Source organism: Paraburkholderia sp. J7 (assembly GCF_905220155.1).
GTDB lineage: Bacteria > Pseudomonadota > Gammaproteobacteria > Burkholderiales > Burkholderiaceae > Paraburkholderia.
Map to the genome: position 1 here is coordinate 152,675 of NZ_CAJMYZ010000009.1, position 17,804 is coordinate 170,478.

Below are 17,804 nucleotides of genomic sequence, written 5' to 3' on the forward strand. Positions count from 1 at the left end.
GTCACGCAGCAGACGGGCCCGATGACCGGATGGCAATACGCCGGTGGTGGACGGCCAGCGCCGCCTCGCCGCCGCTCGTGGCGTGAAAGAGTCCAAGCTGCTCGAACTCCTCTTCTTGCAGCGGCGTGATGGCGATATCCGTGTAGGCGTAGCGATCCGGTGCCTTCATGACCTTCCTGAGGGTAGCCTCTGTCCTGAGGTAGAAGCGCAGATACCTTGTGAGCTTGACAGCGGTCTCACTCCAGTAGCGCGGATAGAAGCGCAACGGCGATTCGACCGGCAGCCCCCAACGGCGGTCACGGCGGTGTTTCATGCGCAGAGCGCCCCCTTCGAGCGGATGCACACCCTCGTGTTCGATCATCAGTCTGAACCAGGCGATGGTGCGCATGATCGTCTTCGGCCGGCCGTTCGGGATCTGCGCTGCCCGCTTGACGATCGTGCGGATGTGCTCGTACGAATAGAACGCACTCCACGCGCACCGATACGCTTCCTCCCATTCGGCGTCCGACATTTTCGGGTGGTGCGTGACCCGGTGGTTGGTGTCGTATTTGTTGATGTCCGGGTCCATCCACTCGCCGTTCCTGACCATCGTTTGATGATCTTCGGAGCCCGGAAGCGGAGTCAGCATGAAGAATTCGAGAATGTCGATTGGCAATTCACGCTTGATGATTTCGATGTCACGCAGGATCGATTCTTTCGTGTCCGCCGGGAAGCCGATGATATAGCCGGCGTAAGTAATCGCGCCGTGGACGCGCCACTGCTGCAGCATGGCGCGGTATTCGGTGATCTTGTTCTGCCGCTTCTTCGCCGCGATCAGATTCTCGGGATTGATATTCTCCAGCCCGATGAACACGCGACGCACACCCGCGCGCGTTGCTTTCTCGATGAATCCTGGAATCTTGTGACAGAGCGTGTCGACCTGGATCGTGAAGCCGCAGTGAATGCCTTCCTTTTCCCGAAGTTCGATGACGCGGTCGAGAAGGATTTCCCAGTCGTGATTACGGGCGAAATTATCATCCGTGACGAAGAACCGGTCGATGCCCTGCTTCGCGTTCTCGCGGATGATCTTCTCGAGATCGTCAGGGGTGCGAAATCGACTCTTGTGGCCCTGCACGTTGATGATCGTACAAAACGAGCACTGATACGGGCAACCACGACCGAGGTCCACCGAGGTATAGGTCCCCGCCGTGCGTTCGATATGCTTGCGCGGCAAGAAGGGCTGGGGAGCGCCTTCGAGCGACGGTAAATCGTTCATGAAATTATACAAAGGCTTCATTGCATCATTCCACGCGTCGAGAAGGACCTCGTCGAAACGCCGCTCCTCGGCCTCTCCAGCGAAGAGCGCCACGCCCATTGCTTGCGCTTGCGTAAGCTCAGCGGGCATGTCGGGCAGCATGGAGATGCAGCCAGAAACGTGGAAACCACCGATCGCAACCGGCAAGCCTGCATCACGGAACTGGCGGGCCAGGTCGAGTGCTCGCGGGTACTGGTTCGACTGGACACCGACCAGACCAATCAACGATCTCCCGCCTTTTGCCTTCAGGTCACGAATGATGCGCGCCGGCCACACCCGCTGGTTGGTTTCGTCGCATGTCTCGATGTCGAAATGGACGCCAGGGCCCAGCAGCGCTCGCTTTCGCGCGTCATCAGCAAGCGCATACATACACGCGAGTGTATTGGAAGGCATGACCGAGCGGAGCCACTGGATCGGGTAGCCGTCGTCGTCGTAATGGGTCGGCTTGATGAGGACAAGGGTGAATCGGCAGCTGTCAGAAGTCGAGTAGATCGCGTCCATGGTCTGCTCTGTAGCCCTGTCTGGAAGTCCCAAAACCGTGAAGGTCGTCCGTCTTCAGAAAATCTGAGTCGGATCGCAAACTGGCAAACAGCACAACAACCCGCATCCTACCTGTCCGGCCGCCCTTTGTGTTTACAATTCCGCAGACGCGGGATTACGAGGATTGCGATCCTGTTGGGGCCGACAAGAACGACGACACGGCCGGCTACGCCATCAGCCCGCGCATGCACAAATGCATCGAGCATGTCTTCGGCTGGAGCACGACGCCGCCCGACATCCATTCGACACGAACCAAACCGACGCGGCGACTCTCTGGAAAGAGCGTGCCGCGCATCGCCTCGCCGCGCGAACACACTCGCGCAACTATGAATAGCTCAATTGCTTGTTTGTGGTGAGAGAACCGATCGGCAAGAATGATCCTGCCAAATTTTGGTCAGGATCACGATATGTCGAACGCGCCCAGCCTTCAACCCGATTGCGCCACGCTTGTCGAAGCATACGACCGGCCTGGCGTTCGCCAGTTTCATACGGTCTGCAACGGCTCGACGCGGTTTGCGGCACGGGCCGCCTGACCGAATCCGCGGCAGAGCGCGTGGGCGCATTGAACCCTTGCAGCCCATTCCGTTGCGAATGCCAACCACGATTCGAGGAGCACACATGAGCGCAGCACCGCGACGCCCTGGGCAATTGAGCCTCGGCGCCTTCCTGATGGAAACGGGCCACCATATCGCCGCGTGGCGCCATCCCGACGCACACGCAGCCGGCGGCCTCGATTTCGCGCACTACGCCGAACTGGCGCAAACGGCCGAGCGCGCCAAATTCGATGCGATCTTTTTCGCCGATAGCGTGAGCGTGCGCGACACCCATGTACCCTCGCTCTCGCGCACCGCGCGCGCCGATCATTTCGAGCCGATCACGCTGCTTTCCGCGCTATCGGTCGTGACGAAACACATCGGGCTCATCGCCACGGTGTCGACTTCGTTCAACGAGCCCTACAACGTGGCCCGCAAATTCGCCTCGCTCGACTATCTGAGCGGCGGACGCTCGGGCTGGAATCTCGTGACTTCGAGCACCGAAACCGAAGCGCACAACTTCAGCCTCGACAAGCATTTCGATCACGCCGTGCGCTACGAGCGCGCGAAAGAGTTCTACGACGTGGTATCCGGACTTTGGGATAGCTGGGAAGACGACGCCTTTATCCGCGACAAGGCGAGCGGCATCTACTTCGACCCGCAGAAGCTGCACACGCTCGACTATCGCGGCAAGCATTTCAAGGTGCGCGGACCGCTGAACGTCGCGCGTTCGCCGCAAGGCTGGCCGGTTGTGGTGCAAGCGGGCGCTTCCGAAGCCGGCAGGGAACTCGCGGCGCAGACCGCCGAAGTGATCTTCGTTGCGCATCAAACGCTAGATGAGGCGAAGCAGTTTTATCGCGACGTGAAGGGGCGGCTCGCGCGTTATGGCCGCCGCCCCGAACATCTCAAGATCATGCCGGGCATTTTCCCCGTGATCGGCCGCACGCAGGAAGAAGCGCAGGAGAAGTTCGATGCGTTGCAGGCGCTCATCCATCCGAGCGTGGGACTTCAACTGCTCTCGAACATGTCGGGCGGTCTCGACCTCTCGCAGTATCCCGTGGATGGCCCCGTGCCCGACCTGCCGGAGACCAACGGCGGCAAGAGCCGTCAACGCTTGCTGCTCGACCTCGCGCGGCGCGACAACCTCACCATCCGCGATCTTTATCTGCGCATTGCGGGGGCGCGCGGGCATCAACAGGTGATCGGCACGCCGCAAAGCATTGCCGATCAGCTTCAGCAATGGTACGAGGAGGAAGGCGCCGACGGCTTCAATATCATGTCGCCGTGGCTGCCGGGCGGCCTGAATGAATTCACGCAGTACGTGGTGCCCGAATTGCAGCGGCGCGGACTCTTTCGCACCGAATATACGGGGCGCACGTTACGCGAGCATCTTGGCTTGCCGCGTCCCGCTAACCGCTTCGCCACGCAACAGGAAGACGCGTTGCGCGTGGCTTCCTGATTGTGTTCATCGAAGCGCAACGCCTTGGCGTTGCGCTGCGTTCAGCGTTCTGCTGAGACGCACTTTAGATCCTTGGCGCAAGCCTATTTGCGCGTGCCAATCGGCGTACCAATCGGCGTGGCGCCAGGCATGGCATGGCTCGGACTCATGCGCTTTGTCGCCGGGCTAGCCGCAATGACTTTGCCATCGGTCAGCCAATGCAGCGCGACGGGCCACAGGCTGCGTTCGAATCGCGAGTGAAAAAATGCGAAGTGCCCGATGCTGCGCTCGCCAACCGAGGCGGGCGTGATGCGTAGATGAGTCGAGTCACTATGCGTGAAGTATCGCAGCGTGCGTTCGATCGCCCGGACCGTGCCGAACGGGTCATCCGGGAAACTGACGGCAAGAATGGGCGCACGCAGACCGCCGAATCGGGCGACCATTTCGGCGCGCTCTTGCGCCGTGCGCGCGAGCGATCCCTTGCGAAACGTATCTTCAAAGCGTGCGCGACCCCGGCTCCAGATGTTCACGACGCCGCGCGGCGTGTCCTCCATCCATCCGAACCACGATGCGGGGAAATAGCCCTTCAGGCAGGTCAAAACGGGCATGACGACGTGCCATTTCCAGAGCATTAGCGGCATGCTGCGCGGCGCGTAGTCGCGCCAATACGCGTATTGCGTGCCGACGGTGAACACACGGCGAACCAGGTGATTCGAGGGCGCAAGCCCGATCAGGAAGCCGCCGATGCTATGGCCCACGACATCGACTGGCTGCCCGGGGAACGCGCTGTGCACGTAACGCAGCACCGCTTCGCAATCGCGCTCGCCCCACTCCAGCCAGCTTGCATCGAGCGTTGCGAGCGCCACGGGCTGTGAAGCGCCGATGCCGCGGTAGTCGTAGACCAGCACGTCGAATCCCTGCTGGTGCAGCCACGCACCAAAGCGGAAATAGTAATGGCAGCGCACCGACGTGGCCGAATTGACGATGACGACGGGACGCGACTCGTCGGCGCTCAGCCGCGCGTGGCGTCGCCACACATAAGCGCGGAGCACAAAACCGTCGGCGGCCGTGATGGCGACAGCGAGGGGGCGTGTCTCGCCCGGATCGGCTGAATACATGAACGTGCTCCATGAAGTAAGCGGAGCATCGATTTCACTTGACCTTGCGCGCCGGCTCAATCAATCTTTCAGCAGCTTTCGCATGAGGAATACGCATGTCAGTGCCGCTCGTGAAACTCCCTCCCCTCGACCTCATTCGCGGTTTCGTGGCGGTCGGCCGGCGCATGAGCATCACGCTCGCCGCCGACGACCTGTGCGTGACGCAATCCGCCGTGAGCCGCCAGATCGCTGCGCTCGAAGCAGCGCTGGGCGTGCGCCTCTTCAACCGTGGCTACCGTTCGATCTCGCTCACGCCGGAAGGCGAGCGTCTGCTGCGCGTTTCGGACAGCGCGGTGCAGCAGATGCAGCAGATCGTCGGCGCGCTCGCCGCCCCGCAAACACGCCAGCCGGTGACGATCACCGCCAGCATCGGGATTGCCGGCCTTTGGCTGCTGCCGCGTATCGGCGAGTTGCAACGTCTGCTTCCCGAGATCGATCTACGCATCGCGACGTCCGAGAAGGTGCTCGATCTGCGCGCCGAAGGCATCGATCTCGCGTTGCGCTATGCACCCGCGCGCATCGCGCCCGAGGCGTCGAGTCGCGCGGTGCATCTGTACGACGAATACGTACTGCCGGTCGCGCATCCGTCGTTGAACGTCAAGAAGCTCGACGCGGCCACGCTCGCGCGCCACGTGCTGCTCGAGTTCGAAGGGGCGCGCCGCCCGATGCTGCGCTGGACGGATCACCTCGCCGCGTGCGGCCTCGACAGCGCACCGCTACGCGGCGTGCTGCGTTTCAACCAGTACGATCAGGTCATTCAGGCCGCCATTGCCGCCCGAGGCATCGCGCTCGGGCGGCTCGCGCTCGTTCAGCCGCTACTTGCCGACGGCAGGCTCGCCGCCATCGGCAATGCGCGCGCAGTGGGCCCGACCGGCTACGCCTACTGGCTGCATCAGGCCGACGAAACCCCGCGCGACGACGTGCGCGCCGTCATCGACTGGATCGTCGAACAGGCTCGCCAAAGCCAGATCGCATGAGTACGCCGCATGCGAAGCGTGCGAAAAACTTGCTTGAGCCGGCTCGCCTTCCCGCGCTCTACTAGGCGCAACGCTGCGCAACAGCGAAGCGCCCAGTGCGAGGAGGCGAACGATGACCGGAATGAACGATGCATGGCGCCGCCGCTGGCTGCTCGTGATTGCAGGCGGCGTGGTGATGGGCGCGGCGCTAGGCGTGCGCAACGTGCAAGGGCTTTTTCTGATGCCCGTCACGTTAGATCGCGGCTGGTCGCGTGAGACGTTCGGCCTCGCGCTCGCGCTGCAAAACTTGCTGTGGGGCATTGCGCAGCCGCTCACCGGCATGATCTCCGACCGCTTCGGCTCCGCGCGTGTGATTTTCGCGGGCGCCCTGCTCTACGCGCTCGGCCTTGCGATGATGGCGCTGAGCGCAACGCCGGGTGTCTACATGTTCGGCGTGGGCGTGGTGCTCGGCGTTGCCTTGTCCGGAACGGCGTTCGGCGCGGTCTACGGCGCGCTTTCGCGGCTTTTCGCAGCCGATCAGCGCAGCTGGGCGCTGAGCGTAGCGGGTATGTTCGGCGGCCTTGGCCAGTTCTGCGTCGTGCCGCTCACACAAGGGATGATCGGCAGATTCGGCTGGGTCACGGCCATTCTCGTCCTTGCCGCCGTGATGCTCGCAAGCGCACCGCTCGCAGCATGGCTGCGCGATCGGCCGATAGCGTGCAGCGGCGCTGCTGATTCGCACGACACGCTGCGCCGCGCGATGAGAGAGGCGTTTGCGCATCGCGGATTCTGGCTGCTCAATCTGGGCTTCTTGTCGTGTGGCTTCCAGCTCGCGTTCATCGGCGCGCACCTCCCCGCTTATTTGCTGGACAAAGGCATGAGCGCACGCGAAGCGAGCCTCGCGCTCGCACTGATCGCGCTCGCCAACACGGCGGGCACGTTTCTATGCGGCTACGCAGGCGGCTTCTTGCGCCGCAAATATCTACTCTCGGGAATCTACTTCGCGCGCGCGGCTGTGATGGTGCTGTTCCTCGCCTTGCCACTCTCGCCTCTCACACTTTATGTGTTTGCGTTCGCGATGGGATTCATGTGGCTTGGCACCGTACCCCTGACGAGCGGGATCGTTTCGCAGATGTTCGGCGTGCGCTACATCTCGACGCTCTTCGGCTTCGTGTTTCTCGGGCATCAGATCGGCAGTTTCTTCGGCGTCTGGCTCGGCGGCGTGGTATTCGACGCGACACACAGCTACGACCTGCTTTGGCAAGGCTCGATTGCGCTCGGCATCCTGGCCGGCGTCATGCATTTGCCGATCGACGATGAGCGGGTCGTGCCGCGCGTCATGATCGCGGGTCAACCTTCGTGAGCGGCAGGTTGGTCATGCGCGTCATGGAGGTCATGCTGGCCGTTCCATTCGTAGCGCTAATTATCTGGTCACTGGTCGAATATCTGTCACCGGCGACGATGCTTGCCTTGCTTACTGGCGCCGCGTTTTGCCGATGACGGGCGGCGGCCCGCGCATTACTTGATCATCTGAAGTATGTCGCGGAATCGCGGGTGCTGGCTCGAGCGCAACCACTCGAACGCGACCATCTCGACCGTCGCCACGTCCGCGCCCGCTTTATTCAGCCGCACAATTGCCGCCTCTTTATCGACGATTTTGCGCGACCCCATTGCATCGATAGCGAGCGTGACCGATAGCCCGCCTTGCAGCAGACCAATCGCCGTTTGCAGCACACAGACATGCGCTTCGCATCCCGCAACGATGATTCGGGTTCGTCCTTTTGGTAATGCGTTTATCAATCCATCGGCAGTAGCGTCAAAATGGTGCTTTGCAACAGTCATCGTGCACAGGTTCTTTATTTCCTTCGCATTCTCGCCGAGTGAGTCTGAATTTTGCTCTGTCCCGATAACGGGAACATCCAGCTCGCGGGCTATGCGACCGAGGCGAACGGCTTGAGCGACAACGGATGCGCTTTCGTGAATCGCTGGCATCAGTCTCGTTTGCAAGTCGATCAGAACTACGATCGATTCGGAATGGCTATGCAGCATTGCAAATCCTTCTGGAAAATTGCGCTCCGCACAATGGCAGCTGTCAGGGATATTACTAAGTATGCGACAAATGGTCGCCGTGCGACTCTATATCCCAATGCCATTCCCTATGGAGCCAGGCATGCAAGCAGAGACGCTAAAGAAAGCAAGAGCCGCCACTTTTCTCACCCGGTCGGCGCTGTGTCTGATGCTGTTGCCAGTTGCCAGTCTTGTCTGGGCGCTCCAGGCGTATCCGCCACAAGAAGCCTGTTGGCTTTGCTTCTCGCTGGCAATCTATATCTGGCCTTTCGCCGGAGTCCTCTTTGTGATTTCAGCAGGATTCCATGTTGGCACTCACGGTCGCCGACTCGAAAAGGACGCCGGATTCCGCGAGGCGCATGGGCACTAACTAGCCCGCGCGCCGTGCTGCCAGACGATTCGCAGTCGATGCTCGAATAGAAGCCTGCTGGCAACGGTGGGCTTTCGAGTTGCGGCTGCGCTTTTTTCCGGGACGGCGCGAACTCGCCATATTTCGGAATCCGGATCAATTTCGGACCGCCGGGTGGCGAGGCCAGCGACCTGATTGCGTTGACTCAGAGCGCTTCGACGTTCTGACACTCGCGATCGCGCGCCGAGTGCGTTCGCGCTCACACAGCCATACCCAGGTCGGCAAAACTGGTGACGGTTGCCTCGCACGCTCGCGCAAGCCGCAAATCGTGGCTCGAAAAGAAGACCGCGCTCGTCCTGGCCTGATCCTTGAATAGATCGATGAGAACCGCGCGCGCGGCGGCGTCGAGCCCGTTGCCCGGTTCGTCCGCGATAACGACAGCGGGTTCGCCCAGTGTCGTCGCTGTCAGGAAGAACTTCTTGCGCGTGCCGAGCGACATCTGCTCGAAGCGCTTCTCCAGGTGCGGCGTGAGGCCAAAGCGGTCCGCGAGATCGAGCGTGCGCGCGTCGACGGCTGTCTTCTTTGTCGACGCCACGAGTTCCAGAAACGCCCGGCCGGTTTGAAACGGATACGCCATGCAGTCGTCGGGCACGTACGCCAGGGCGGATTTCGCCTCGAGCGGCGCGCTACGCAGCGAATGGCCGCCCAGCCAGACCTCCCCTTCGTCGGCGTCGATCACGCCGGCAAGGATGCCGAGCAACGTGGACTTGCCGCTGCCGTTTTCATCGCATAGCGCCACGCATCCCGCGTTGGAAACGTGATGCAGCCCCTGGAAGATAACGCGCTCGCCAAAGCGTTTGCCGAGGTTTTCGAATCGAAGCATGGTGGAATCAATCAAATAAGCGAATGCCAGACGGCAGCGCCAGCGCGGCGCCGAGCACGGGCAGAAGCAGCGGCGTACTTGCGACGAGCACGACGGCGATGTCGACGGCGCGGCGGTGGAAATTGGGTGTGGGCAACGAAGCGAAGAAAGTGGCGAACGTGCCGCCTGTGATGGCGGCACGTTGCGCAAGCACCCACAACATACCCGCCGCTTCGAGCATGTGCACCCAGACGAACCGCCATTCCATGCCATGCGAGGGCGCGAGAGCCGCGAGTACCGGGGCGCCCAGAATCTGGCTCTGGGCAAACACGGGCATTGCCGGCAGCAACAACAGGACTGAGAGCGACAGCGCCTGCCAATGTCTGCGCAACATGCGCGATGTCGCGAGGGCATACCACCGCAGTCGGCAAGACAACATCATGTTTCCAACTTCCCTTTTTCGACTTCCCTTAATTCTCTTGATTCCGTTAATTCCATTAGGGCAGTCGCGAAACCGTGAACTGGACAGACCCGTTATCGTGCCACGTCGGCTGCGATGCAACAACCGCGCCAACGCTTAACTTTCATTTTTATTTCATTGCCAGAATGCCCTTGGCGCTGACATATACTCGTCGTGCCGCACCAGCAAGCGCCTCGACGCATCGAGTCTGGTGCGCCCCTTCAATCTGGCGCAATAGTGATTTTGTGATCTGCAATGAGCGATGGTGTGGAGTACAAGCGGCTCGCCGGCCTTCCGGGACTCGTTCTCGGCGCCGGGCGTTTCAAGGCGTTCCGTTTCGACCGGCACTATCACCTTGACTATCACGTCGGGCTCGTAACCGAAGGGATTCAGCGCCAATGCGTGAACGCAGGCGCGGTCTTGCTCGGGCCAGGTCGCATTTCCTTGATGCCGCCTGGCGAGATCGATGATGGCGCCGGGGAATGCGGCAACGCTTATACGCTGAAGACATTCAGACTGTCCCGAGACCTGCTGCAAGGTGTCGCGACCGAGCTGACGGACTCGGCTCGCGAGCCCGAGCTGAAAAGCATGATGATCGAGGATCCGACGCTGACCGCGCAATTACTGCAGCTTCACGATGCGATGCAGTTGTCGCCCGACGCTTCGTCGCTGTCTTTACAGTCGGAATGGCTTTCACTGCTGTATTGCCTGTTCAACCGGTCCGGCGCGATCAGGCCGACGGCCGTTAAAGGGACGCTCTCTCCAATGCATTGGCAGCGGCTCAATGACTATTGCCTGTCCCATCTGGCCGAGAAGATCACCCTCGACGAATTGGCCGCCTTGTGTGGTCTGGGGCGTTTTCATTTTTTGCGTCGATTCAAGCAGACCGTAGGTATGACGCCTCACGCGTGGCTGCTTCGTTTGCGCCTGGAACAGGCTTGCGCCTTGTTGGCAGCGGGCAAACGAACCATTGCCGAAGTCGCCCACGGCGTCGGGTTTTACGACCAAAGCCATTTCAACAGGGCGTTCCGGCAAGCCTTTGGCGTGGCCCCGTCCGCTTACTGAGTCGACGCGCGAGCGCTCACTCCGCGCGTCAATTTTTTACAAGCCAGTCTCGCCCTGCCTCTTTAGCATCAGCAGAAGTCCGTTCGGCATCCGGTGTTCCGAACGCAAACCTGGAAGCCCGCCACAATGAATCTGCATTTCGAGACCCCTTTGATGGAATCGCGCGCCTTGAGCGTCCCCGGTGAACAATCCGTGTGGCTCAAGCTCGACGCGTTGCAACCGTGTGGATCATTCAAGATCCGGGGCATCGGCCACGCGTGCGCCGTACATCGAAGCCGTGGCGCGCAGCGTTTCGTTTCGTCCTCCGGGGGCAATGCGGGTCTTGCCGTTGCTTATGCGGGTCGACGCCTGGGCATTCCTGTTGCCGTAGTGGTACCGCAAACGACAACGGAGCGCGCGAAGGAACTGCTCCGCCTGGAGGGCGCCGAGGTAGTGGTGCACGGCAGTTCCTGGCAAGAGGCGAACCAGTTCGCACAGACTCTGCTCGGAGCAACCGACGCGTTCCTGCATCCCTTCGACGATCCGCTGTTATGGCACGGCCATGCCTCGATGATCGATGAGGTTGCCCACGCCCGCTTCAAGCCGGACGCCGTGTTGCTTTCCGTGGGCGGCGGCGGGCTGCTTTCCGGTGTCGTAGAGGGCCTGCAGCGCAATCATTGGCACGATGTGCCCGTGTTGGCTGTCGAAACCGAAGGCGCCGCTTCGTTCCATGCCGCGCTCGAAGCCGGACATACTGTGGAGCTACCGTGTATCTCGAGCATTGCCACGTCGCTCGGCGCCAAGCGGGTGTGCGAACAGGCGTTACATTGCGCACGCGTGCACCCTGTACACAGCCTCGTCGTGTCGGACTTCAGCGCACTCGCTGCGTGCGAGCGCTTTCTTGCGGATCATCGCATTCTGGTCGAGCCGGCTTGCGGCGCGGCACTCTCCGTCGCTTACGACAGGCATCCGGTGTTGGCCAGTTACAAGAAGATTCTGGTTGTCGTATGCGGCGGCGCGACGGCCACCATCGATCAGATTCGCGCATGGGCAAGCAACGCAGAGCGCCGATGACCTTGTGCATGTAACGGCGGAAACGATAAAATCCTGTCCGCCGAAAATAGAGTCGCAGGTTGGTATCTCCTGCGCCCAGTGATTGGGTTCTAGATATGCCGCGGCGTCAACCTTACTTTCATCAAGTTGAGGGGACGCGCTGTGGAGAAGACGCTGCGCCCCCTCCAGACGAGGAGTCTGCCCAGATGCGCAGCAACACCAATGAGCCGTCAAACGTAGAAGGAGCACTGTTCCGCGGATTGACCTTCGACCGCGAAGCGCTGACCCGCCTGCTTCGAGAATGTGGCGACGGTCCGACGTTCGAGCACTGCAATTTCAGCGGCGAAGATCTTTCCAGTCTTGATCTACGAGCCGCCCGCTTCTCTCAGTGCAACTTCGAGCAAGCCATCATGGAGCACTGCGAACTCACAAGAACCCGCTGGCTGGCGTGCAAATGCGCTGCCGCAAGGTTTCGCTACGCGAATGTGAGTGACGCGCGCTTTTGCCGGAGCGATCTCAACAATACCGACTGGACAGGCTCAAAACTCGCGTCGGCGGCGTTCACCGAGGTCAAGCTCACAGGCGCCCGCTTTGTCGACGCCCGTACACTGGGGCTTAGCTTTCACGATTCCCTGCTCGTTGGCGCAGATCTGCGCGGGCTCTCGTTTCGCAAGCAAACTCTCGAGGCGTTGAATTTCTCCGACGCGGATCTGTCCGACTGCGACTTTCGTGACGCTGTCTTCGAAGGCGGCAGTTTGAGCAACGCGCAATTGCGAAACAGCCAATTCGACGGCGCAGATCTACGATCTGTAGACCTAAGTGGTTTGCGTCTCTCCGACGTGCTGCAGCATCTTAAAGGCACGATCCTCTCCGTCGATCAAGCCGTCATGCTGATCGGTGACTGCGGAGTACGGGTGATGTAAGGCAGCGAAGGCCGGCACCCGGCGGCCGTTTTTCACCAGTGCCAGTGCAACGCCTGGCAGGCATCCCCATTGCGCCGAAAGGAAGCGTGCCAGCCAGTGCGCAACTCGCGATATCACCATTCGCATTTTGATTTCGATTCAAGAAAAGTGATGCGCCGCACACTATTTCTACACAGATTTCTCGTAGATATGTCAACGCACATTTCGTCATTTCATCTGCGTTTTGTGCTTCACGATTAGTTCATATGGTTGATTTGTAATCGAACTGTAACGCAATAATTTCTTACCATTCACGCCAATGTAGAGGCGCGCCGCGAGCCTATAGTTGGATGTAACTTCGTTTGCGGCCCGAGACCCAAGCGTGGCGCCATACATCAAATGAATAACGCCCCCGCGTTTGCACAGCCGCGTGCAGATTTCCCACGCGCTCGAGAGGGTACAGCGCTTGCATCACAAACGAAGCGCTTTGTCGTGAACGCTGATTGCCAGACATTTGCATGAGCGGGGGCTCTTTTATGTCGAACCGACACGAGACGTCTCCTGCCGAGACGGGCGAGGTCCTGGTACTGGTGGGCGCCGCTTTCGCCGTGCTTGGCGGCTGGCTCGTCGCAATGGGTTCCACGCCCTACTACGTCGTCACCGGACTCGCACTGATCGGCTCGGGCACACTGATGGTCCGAAGCCGGTCGGCGGGGCTCTGGAGCCTCTTCTTTACGCTTGTCGCCGCACTCGTGTGGTCTATCATCGAAGTCGGGTGCGACGGCTGGAAGCCCATGCCGCGTCTGCTGTTGCTTGCATTGCTCGGCATCTGGTTCTACCTCAACATCGTCGTTGGCCATTCGGCAGTCGCGAGACCCGTGCGCGTTGTGGCCAGCGTCGCCGCGATTGTCTACGCGCTCACGATCGCGGGCATGTTCTCGCCCAAAGTCCCCATTTCGGTGGCGCAGCATCTTCGCTACGGACCGCTGTCCCCTCCCCACAGCAGCGGCGCGTCATCCGATCAGAACAACTAGCGCGGCACCATCACTCGATGCAAACGATTTGAGAATTGATTTCGATTCAACCTGCGCACGCATGATGCAAATTCACCGGCTTCGTCAGAAGAGTGCGGAACACCGGTTGCTTGAACGCAGGCTCGGAATTCAGTGAGGTAAGCCATCGTGCTCATACAATTTCCAGATGAAGATGCCTTCTACTACGCGAGCGGCACGATCCGGTATCGCGCCCTCGTCGACGGCGCAATAGTCACGTGTGAAATATCGCCGGAGGCGCTTGAAGAATATTTTCGTGCGCGCTCGGGTCGCGCCGGCCTGCTGGCTGCCTTCGCGACACATAGAAAGGAGATCGAATCAATCACAAGACAAATTCTTCCGCATCGTCTGTCTGCGGGACGCTGCCAGTTGTTCCTGCGTGACTGCCTCCAAAAGCCGGGAATGACCGAAGTAGACATCGGCCGCAACAGGGGTATCGTAGAAACTGTCCGACACGACGATACGCCAGGCGCACGCGAGCGCATGCCCGCGGTCAGGTACGTTCGCGAAGCGGGAGGTGCGCCAAGGTAAGAGCGCACTTCACAACGAAAGGTCAGTGACCGCGAAAGCCGCTGAATCCTTGACGCACTGCAGTGCGATCGAAGGTGCGCAACACGGACGGTCGAAGCTGCATCGCAGCAACTCACTGCTACGCACTGCCTTCACCGCGTGCTGGCCAGAAAAATACAACGAAGAACGCCTTGCGTATGTGGCGCGGAGGCGGTTGAGGATTCTGTTCGAGACCGCCTTTCTCACGAATTCATCTGCGGGATGGCCACAATAATGAACAGCTTCGATACCGTCATTCTGGGAGCCCTCACCCAACTCCAGTTTTCTCCCCAGGTCAATCATGCAATCGTCGTGATTGCCGACCTCTATACCTTCAAGGGTTACCTGCTAATTCCGCTGCTGTGGTGGATCTGGGTCCAGCCGAACGAGCGGCGCGGCTGGCGCCGTGAGATCGTGCTCGCCACGTTGGCGAGCGGCCTGATCGCACTCGCGGCGGGACGCCTGCTGGCGCGCTGCCTGCCGTTCAGGGAGCGGCCGCTATTCACGCCGGAGCTCCATCTGCATTTCGCCTCGTCGCCGGTGCAGTTCGCCGGGCTGATGAACTGGAGTTCCTTTCCGAGCGATCACGCCATGCTCTGGATGGCGGTAGCCACGGGCATCTTCATCGTGTGGCGGGGCATTGGCGTGCTGGCGTTTTTGGCTGTCGCGGTATTCGTGTGCTTTCCGCGCGCGTATCTGGGTTATCACTACCCGACCGATCTGATCGCCGGCGCCCTGATCGGCATCGTCATTACCTGGATCATGACGCGCAGAGCCGTGCGCAGGCGCACGGTCAAACCCGCGATGCGATACATCATGCGTTATCCCGGTCCTGCTGTGGCGCTCGGATTTATGCTGTGTTTCGAGCTGGTCACGCAGTTCGACGATCTTCTGCGGCTTGCCCATTCGGTACTTCATACCGCGAGCTGACGGATTCAGACTTTGTTCGGACTGCAATATTATTAATACAAGTCGGACGAGGGAAGATCGCACACTTGCACATCAATCATTGCGCGCGTGCGTTGTGATCTGCACAAAGTCGGCAACGATATGCCCCGCGCCATAACGCGCTTCCATCTTCTTGAGCTGCTGCTCAACCGCCGCAAGGTAGGCCGAGCGTGACTCGGAAGCAGGACGCAGCCCGTCGAACAACGGCGCTGGCGTGATCAGCAAAACGATCATCTCCGTGCCGAATGGCTTGTCCACGAGCCAGTACCCCGACCCACCGACCTTGGCCGAGAACCCGGGCGGCGCCTGGTTGTCGCGCTCGACATTGCTGGGAACCAGATGCACGACACTGCCGTCGAGCGCGAAATAATCCACGTTGACGTATGAGTCGTAATGCGGCGTGGTGATATCGACGATGAGCGGCATGCCCTGCGTAAGGTGCGCGTCGAGCGGCTGGGTATGGATCGACGCCCCGCCGCCGGCCAGATGATTGGCGCGCCAATACGGCGCGAATGCGCTCACGACTTCGCAGTTGTGGTTCTCCACCGCGGTCACATCGAGTTTCGCAGCCTGCCCTCCTGGCGTTTGCGCGAGCGCGTCATGCAGGTGCGCCATGCTCTCGCCGGCATTGGCAAAGCCACGCACCTGGATCGCTTGCCCGGGCAGCGACGCAGCAAGCGCGGAGCACGGAATGTGTGCAAGCGTCGCGTTCAACGCGGCGACCGAAGCGGTGTCGGCCACCGGGGCGCTCGACACGGGGGCAGCCGCAACCGCGCTCACGGCAGGCGCGCTAGCGGCCACAGCCGCAGGCGCAACAGGAAGCACCGGCGAGGCGGCCGCTTGCGCAACCGGCTTCGTTGCGCTATCGGGAGCGCTGGTCGCGTTGGTGGAGATAGCGGCAACGGAGGGTTTGGCGCCCGTTTGCCCGTGGCCGGAAAACACGTGGTACCCCGCCCACAACCCCGCAGCAACGACGATGGCCCCCACGCCAACGGCGCCCGCACGGGCGGCGGAGAACGCCGTCGCATGCGTGAGCACGCCCATGCCCTCGAGAAACTGATTGACGCTCGCGGTGCGTGACGCGCGGTCAAACGAAAGCGCTGCGCCCAGCGTGCGCCATTGACCGCGATCGAGCGCCGGCGGCCGCTCCGCGCGCATCTTCTCGCTGCGTGCCTGGGTAGCCGATTTCCGGTTGAACGGATGCTTGCCCGTCAACAGTTCATAGGTCACACAGGCGAGCGCATAGATATCGTCGCGCGGGTCGGGCTCGCGATGCTCGAACATTTCCGGGCTCGCATAGGCGGGAGTGATGCCGCCAAGCGTCGCGGGATCGAACACGGTAACGTCGGGATCTTCTTCGGGACGCTGGAATACGCGCGCAATGCCGAAGTCGATCACTTTGACATCGCCGCCATCGGTGAGGAAAACGTTGGCGGGCTTGAAGTCGCAATGCACGAAGCCGCGCTCATGCGCATAAGCGAGCGCCTGCCCCATGCCGGCAATGATCGGCCGCGCCTTATCGAACGACATGCCCGCGAAACCCGGCGCGCGCAACAACTTGCTGAGCGGCTTGCCGGACAGATATTCCATCGTGAGGTACACGAGCGGCCCGTCACGGTCGAAGTCGTACACCGTGACGATATTGCGGTGCGCGAGCGTCTGCGCCTTGCGGGCCTCGCGCTGCAGTGCGATCAGCGAAGTCGGCTGGCCGCGAAACTGCACGTTCAGCACCTTGATCGCGATATAAGGTTTGCGGTCCGAAGCTTCGAGCTTGCGTAAATCGAGTGCCTTGTAGACGGTTCCCATGCCGCCCACGCCCAGGCATTCCTCGAGCACGAAGCGCCCGTTGAGCGTGTCGCCAATGCCCTTCACGTGCTCCGAGTCGTCGCCCGTCGTGGCAGAACGCGCAGCGGCAAGGGCTTCGTGGATGCGCGTGGAGTCGTCCACCGGCCCGGTGTTTTCCTGGCGATGTTCGATGCGGCGCAGGACCTCGGCATACACGGCGTCGGGCAGCGGATGGACGGTCTGCGTCGCGTCCACCGCTTCGCGCAGACGAGCACAATTGGCCGCGTCGACCGCGAGCACGTGGTCGATCTCGGCGAAGAACGCGTCGCGTGAAAGCGCCCCGCTCTGGAATGTCTGGATCAGCTGCGCAAGGCTCATCATTCGTATGCCTTCAACTCAGCTTCAGGATGGCCGAGGCGCTTTTCGTCACCGATTCGCGGCGCACGATTGCGCCGCATCCGGCTGCATGCCCCGATCTCGTTCGAGCCCGCTGCAACGTGGTCTCGTCATCCTTAAAGCATACAGAGTCGCCGCCAATTCTGCGCTCACTGTGATCTCAGAAGGCGCGCGCCCGTCACCCTACAACAAGGTCTGATGAAAGATTAGTCTGCTGCCGCACGCAGTGCAATCGGTGCCTGAACCAGGCCTTGGGCACACGCGTGTTGCTCCGAATCCAACGGCCTCGCCGCGCGCTGTTGGGCGCGCGCCATCAGCGTTTTCGCGCGTGAGCGCCGCGGCAGGCCCCGCATACGCGCGGCAGCCGGGCGCCGAGCCCCGCCACACAAGGGGTTGAGCAGCAAATGCGTTGGCGGCGA

At 61.2% G+C, this 17,804-nt stretch carries 16 protein-coding genes; 10 read left to right on the forward strand and 6 right to left on the reverse strand.

What is annotated here, in order from left to right; translation table 11 throughout:
* Position 1: 1 nt before the first annotated feature.
* Positions 2-1,795: a radical SAM protein gene (locus U5A58_RS16685; protein WP_321911821.1), complete on the reverse strand. Its 1,794-nt coding sequence runs from the start codon at positions 1,793-1,795 to the stop codon at positions 2-4.
* A gap of 657 nt (positions 1,796-2,452) precedes the next feature.
* Here U5A58_RS16685 and U5A58_RS16690 point away from each other — a divergent pair.
* Entirely contained in the window at positions 2,453-3,826 is a 1,374-nt protein-coding gene (locus U5A58_RS16690) for an LLM class flavin-dependent oxidoreductase (protein WP_321962264.1), read from the forward strand.
* 83 nt (positions 3,827-3,909) lie between these two features.
* Here the strand turns inward: U5A58_RS16690 and U5A58_RS16695 are convergent, their stop codons facing one another.
* Positions 3,910-4,923: an alpha/beta fold hydrolase gene (locus tag U5A58_RS16695; protein WP_321962265.1), complete on the reverse strand. Its 1,014-nt coding sequence runs from the start codon at positions 4,921-4,923 to the stop codon at positions 3,910-3,912.
* A 95-nt stretch (positions 4,924-5,018) separates the two neighbouring features.
* Between U5A58_RS16695 and U5A58_RS16700 the strand changes: the two genes are divergently transcribed.
* Both U5A58_RS16700 and U5A58_RS16705 read left to right on the forward strand, forming a co-directional pair.
* Positions 5,019-5,939 carry a LysR substrate-binding domain-containing protein gene (locus U5A58_RS16700; RefSeq protein WP_321962266.1) on the forward strand — a complete coding sequence of 307 codons (921 nt, stop codon included), beginning with the start codon at positions 5,019-5,021 and terminating at the stop codon, positions 5,937-5,939.
* A gap of 112 nt (positions 5,940-6,051) precedes the next feature.
* Positions 6,052-7,281 (forward strand): MFS transporter, encoded by a 1,230-nt coding sequence (locus tag U5A58_RS16705; protein WP_321962267.1) that lies wholly within the window; start codon positions 6,052-6,054, stop codon positions 7,279-7,281.
* A 155-nt stretch (positions 7,282-7,436) separates the two neighbouring features.
* Here U5A58_RS16705 and U5A58_RS16710 read toward each other — a convergent pair whose 3' ends face one another.
* The gene (locus tag U5A58_RS16710; protein ID WP_321962268.1) at positions 7,437-7,967 is read right to left on the reverse strand and encodes an isochorismatase family protein; all 531 of its coding nucleotides are present in this window, start codon (positions 7,965-7,967) and stop codon (positions 7,437-7,439) included.
* A 121-nt stretch (positions 7,968-8,088) separates the two neighbouring features.
* Between U5A58_RS16710 and U5A58_RS16715 the strand changes: the two genes are divergently transcribed.
* The gene (locus tag U5A58_RS16715) at positions 8,089-8,355 is read left to right on the forward strand and encodes a hypothetical protein (RefSeq protein ID WP_321911831.1); all 267 of its coding nucleotides are present in this window, start codon (positions 8,089-8,091) and stop codon (positions 8,353-8,355) included.
* A 238-nt stretch (positions 8,356-8,593) separates the two neighbouring features.
* Here the strand turns inward: U5A58_RS16715 and U5A58_RS16720 are convergent, their stop codons facing one another.
* Both U5A58_RS16720 and U5A58_RS16725 read right to left on the reverse strand, forming a co-directional pair.
* The gene (locus tag U5A58_RS16720; RefSeq protein ID WP_321962269.1) at positions 8,594-9,217 is read right to left on the reverse strand and encodes an ABC transporter ATP-binding protein; all 624 of its coding nucleotides are present in this window, start codon (positions 9,215-9,217) and stop codon (positions 8,594-8,596) included.
* 7 nt (positions 9,218-9,224) lie between these two features.
* Complete coding sequence (locus U5A58_RS16725) at positions 9,225-9,590, reverse strand: hypothetical protein (protein WP_415774235.1); 366 nt, start codon at positions 9,588-9,590, stop codon at positions 9,225-9,227.
* A gap of 321 nt (positions 9,591-9,911) precedes the next feature.
* Between U5A58_RS16725 and U5A58_RS16730 the strand changes: the two genes are divergently transcribed.
* From U5A58_RS16730 to U5A58_RS16750, 6 genes are all read left to right on the forward strand, one after another.
* The gene (locus tag U5A58_RS16730; protein WP_321962270.1) at positions 9,912-10,721 is read left to right on the forward strand and encodes an AraC family transcriptional regulator; all 810 of its coding nucleotides are present in this window, start codon (positions 9,912-9,914) and stop codon (positions 10,719-10,721) included.
* Between the two features lie 126 nt (positions 10,722-10,847).
* Entirely contained in the window at positions 10,848-11,774 is a 927-nt protein-coding gene (locus U5A58_RS16735) for a pyridoxal-phosphate dependent enzyme (protein WP_321962271.1), read from the forward strand.
* Positions 11,775-11,959: 185 nt separating this feature from the next.
* Positions 11,960-12,676, forward strand: coding sequence for a pentapeptide repeat-containing protein (locus U5A58_RS16740; RefSeq protein ID WP_321962272.1), 717 nt, complete (start codon positions 11,960-11,962; stop codon positions 12,674-12,676).
* A 515-nt stretch (positions 12,677-13,191) separates the two neighbouring features.
* Entirely contained in the window at positions 13,192-13,689 is a 498-nt protein-coding gene (locus U5A58_RS16745) for a hypothetical protein (RefSeq protein WP_321962273.1), read from the forward strand.
* A 147-nt stretch (positions 13,690-13,836) separates the two neighbouring features.
* Positions 13,837-14,238: a DUF1488 family protein gene (locus U5A58_RS40855; RefSeq protein ID WP_415774236.1), complete on the forward strand. Its 402-nt coding sequence runs from the start codon at positions 13,837-13,839 to the stop codon at positions 14,236-14,238.
* A gap of 252 nt (positions 14,239-14,490) precedes the next feature.
* Positions 14,491-15,186, forward strand: a complete 696-nt coding sequence (locus U5A58_RS16750) for a phosphatase PAP2 family protein (protein WP_321962274.1) — start codon at positions 14,491-14,493, stop codon at positions 15,184-15,186.
* 72 nt (positions 15,187-15,258) lie between these two features.
* Here the strand turns inward: U5A58_RS16750 and U5A58_RS16755 are convergent, their stop codons facing one another.
* Positions 15,259-17,370, reverse strand: coding sequence for a serine/threonine protein kinase (locus U5A58_RS16755; RefSeq protein ID WP_321962275.1), 2,112 nt, complete (start codon positions 17,368-17,370; stop codon positions 15,259-15,261).
* Between the last annotated feature and the right edge of the window lie 434 nt (positions 17,371-17,804).

Excerpts from the sequence above, each read along its gene's own strand:
- U5A58_RS16715 (WP_321911831.1), top strand. The coding sequence starts at position 8,089 with ATGCAAGCAGAGACGCTAAAGAAAGCAAGAGCCGCCACTTTTCTCACC.
- U5A58_RS16755 (WP_321962275.1), bottom strand. The coding sequence starts at position 17,370 with ATGATGAGCCTTGCGCAGCTGATCCAGACATTCCAGAGCGGGGCGCTT.
- U5A58_RS16750 (WP_321962274.1), top strand. The coding sequence starts at position 14,491 with ATGAACAGCTTCGATACCGTCATTCTGGGAGCCCTCACCCAACTCCAG.
- U5A58_RS16685 (WP_321911821.1), bottom strand. The coding sequence starts at position 1,795 with ATGGACGCGATCTACTCGACTTCTGACAGCTGCCGATTCACCCTTGTC.
- U5A58_RS16690 (WP_321962264.1), top strand. The coding sequence starts at position 2,453 with ATGAGCGCAGCACCGCGACGCCCTGGGCAATTGAGCCTCGGCGCCTTC.
- U5A58_RS16745 (WP_321962273.1), top strand. The coding sequence starts at position 13,192 with ATGTCGAACCGACACGAGACGTCTCCTGCCGAGACGGGCGAGGTCCTG.
- U5A58_RS16710 (WP_321962268.1), bottom strand. The coding sequence starts at position 7,967 with ATGCTGCATAGCCATTCCGAATCGATCGTAGTTCTGATCGACTTGCAA.
- U5A58_RS16705 (WP_321962267.1), top strand. The coding sequence starts at position 6,052 with ATGACCGGAATGAACGATGCATGGCGCCGCCGCTGGCTGCTCGTGATT.
- U5A58_RS16730 (WP_321962270.1), top strand. The coding sequence starts at position 9,912 with ATGAGCGATGGTGTGGAGTACAAGCGGCTCGCCGGCCTTCCGGGACTC.
- U5A58_RS16725 (WP_415774235.1), bottom strand. The coding sequence starts at position 9,590 with ATGTTGCGCAGACATTGGCAGGCGCTGTCGCTCTCAGTCCTGTTGTTG.
- U5A58_RS16740 (WP_321962272.1), top strand. The coding sequence starts at position 11,960 with ATGCGCAGCAACACCAATGAGCCGTCAAACGTAGAAGGAGCACTGTTC.
- U5A58_RS16720 (WP_321962269.1), bottom strand. The coding sequence starts at position 9,217 with ATGCTTCGATTCGAAAACCTCGGCAAACGCTTTGGCGAGCGCGTTATC.
- U5A58_RS16695 (WP_321962265.1), bottom strand. The coding sequence starts at position 4,923 with ATGTATTCAGCCGATCCGGGCGAGACACGCCCCCTCGCTGTCGCCATC.
- U5A58_RS16700 (WP_321962266.1), top strand. The coding sequence starts at position 5,019 with ATGTCAGTGCCGCTCGTGAAACTCCCTCCCCTCGACCTCATTCGCGGT.
- U5A58_RS16735 (WP_321962271.1), top strand. The coding sequence starts at position 10,848 with ATGAATCTGCATTTCGAGACCCCTTTGATGGAATCGCGCGCCTTGAGC.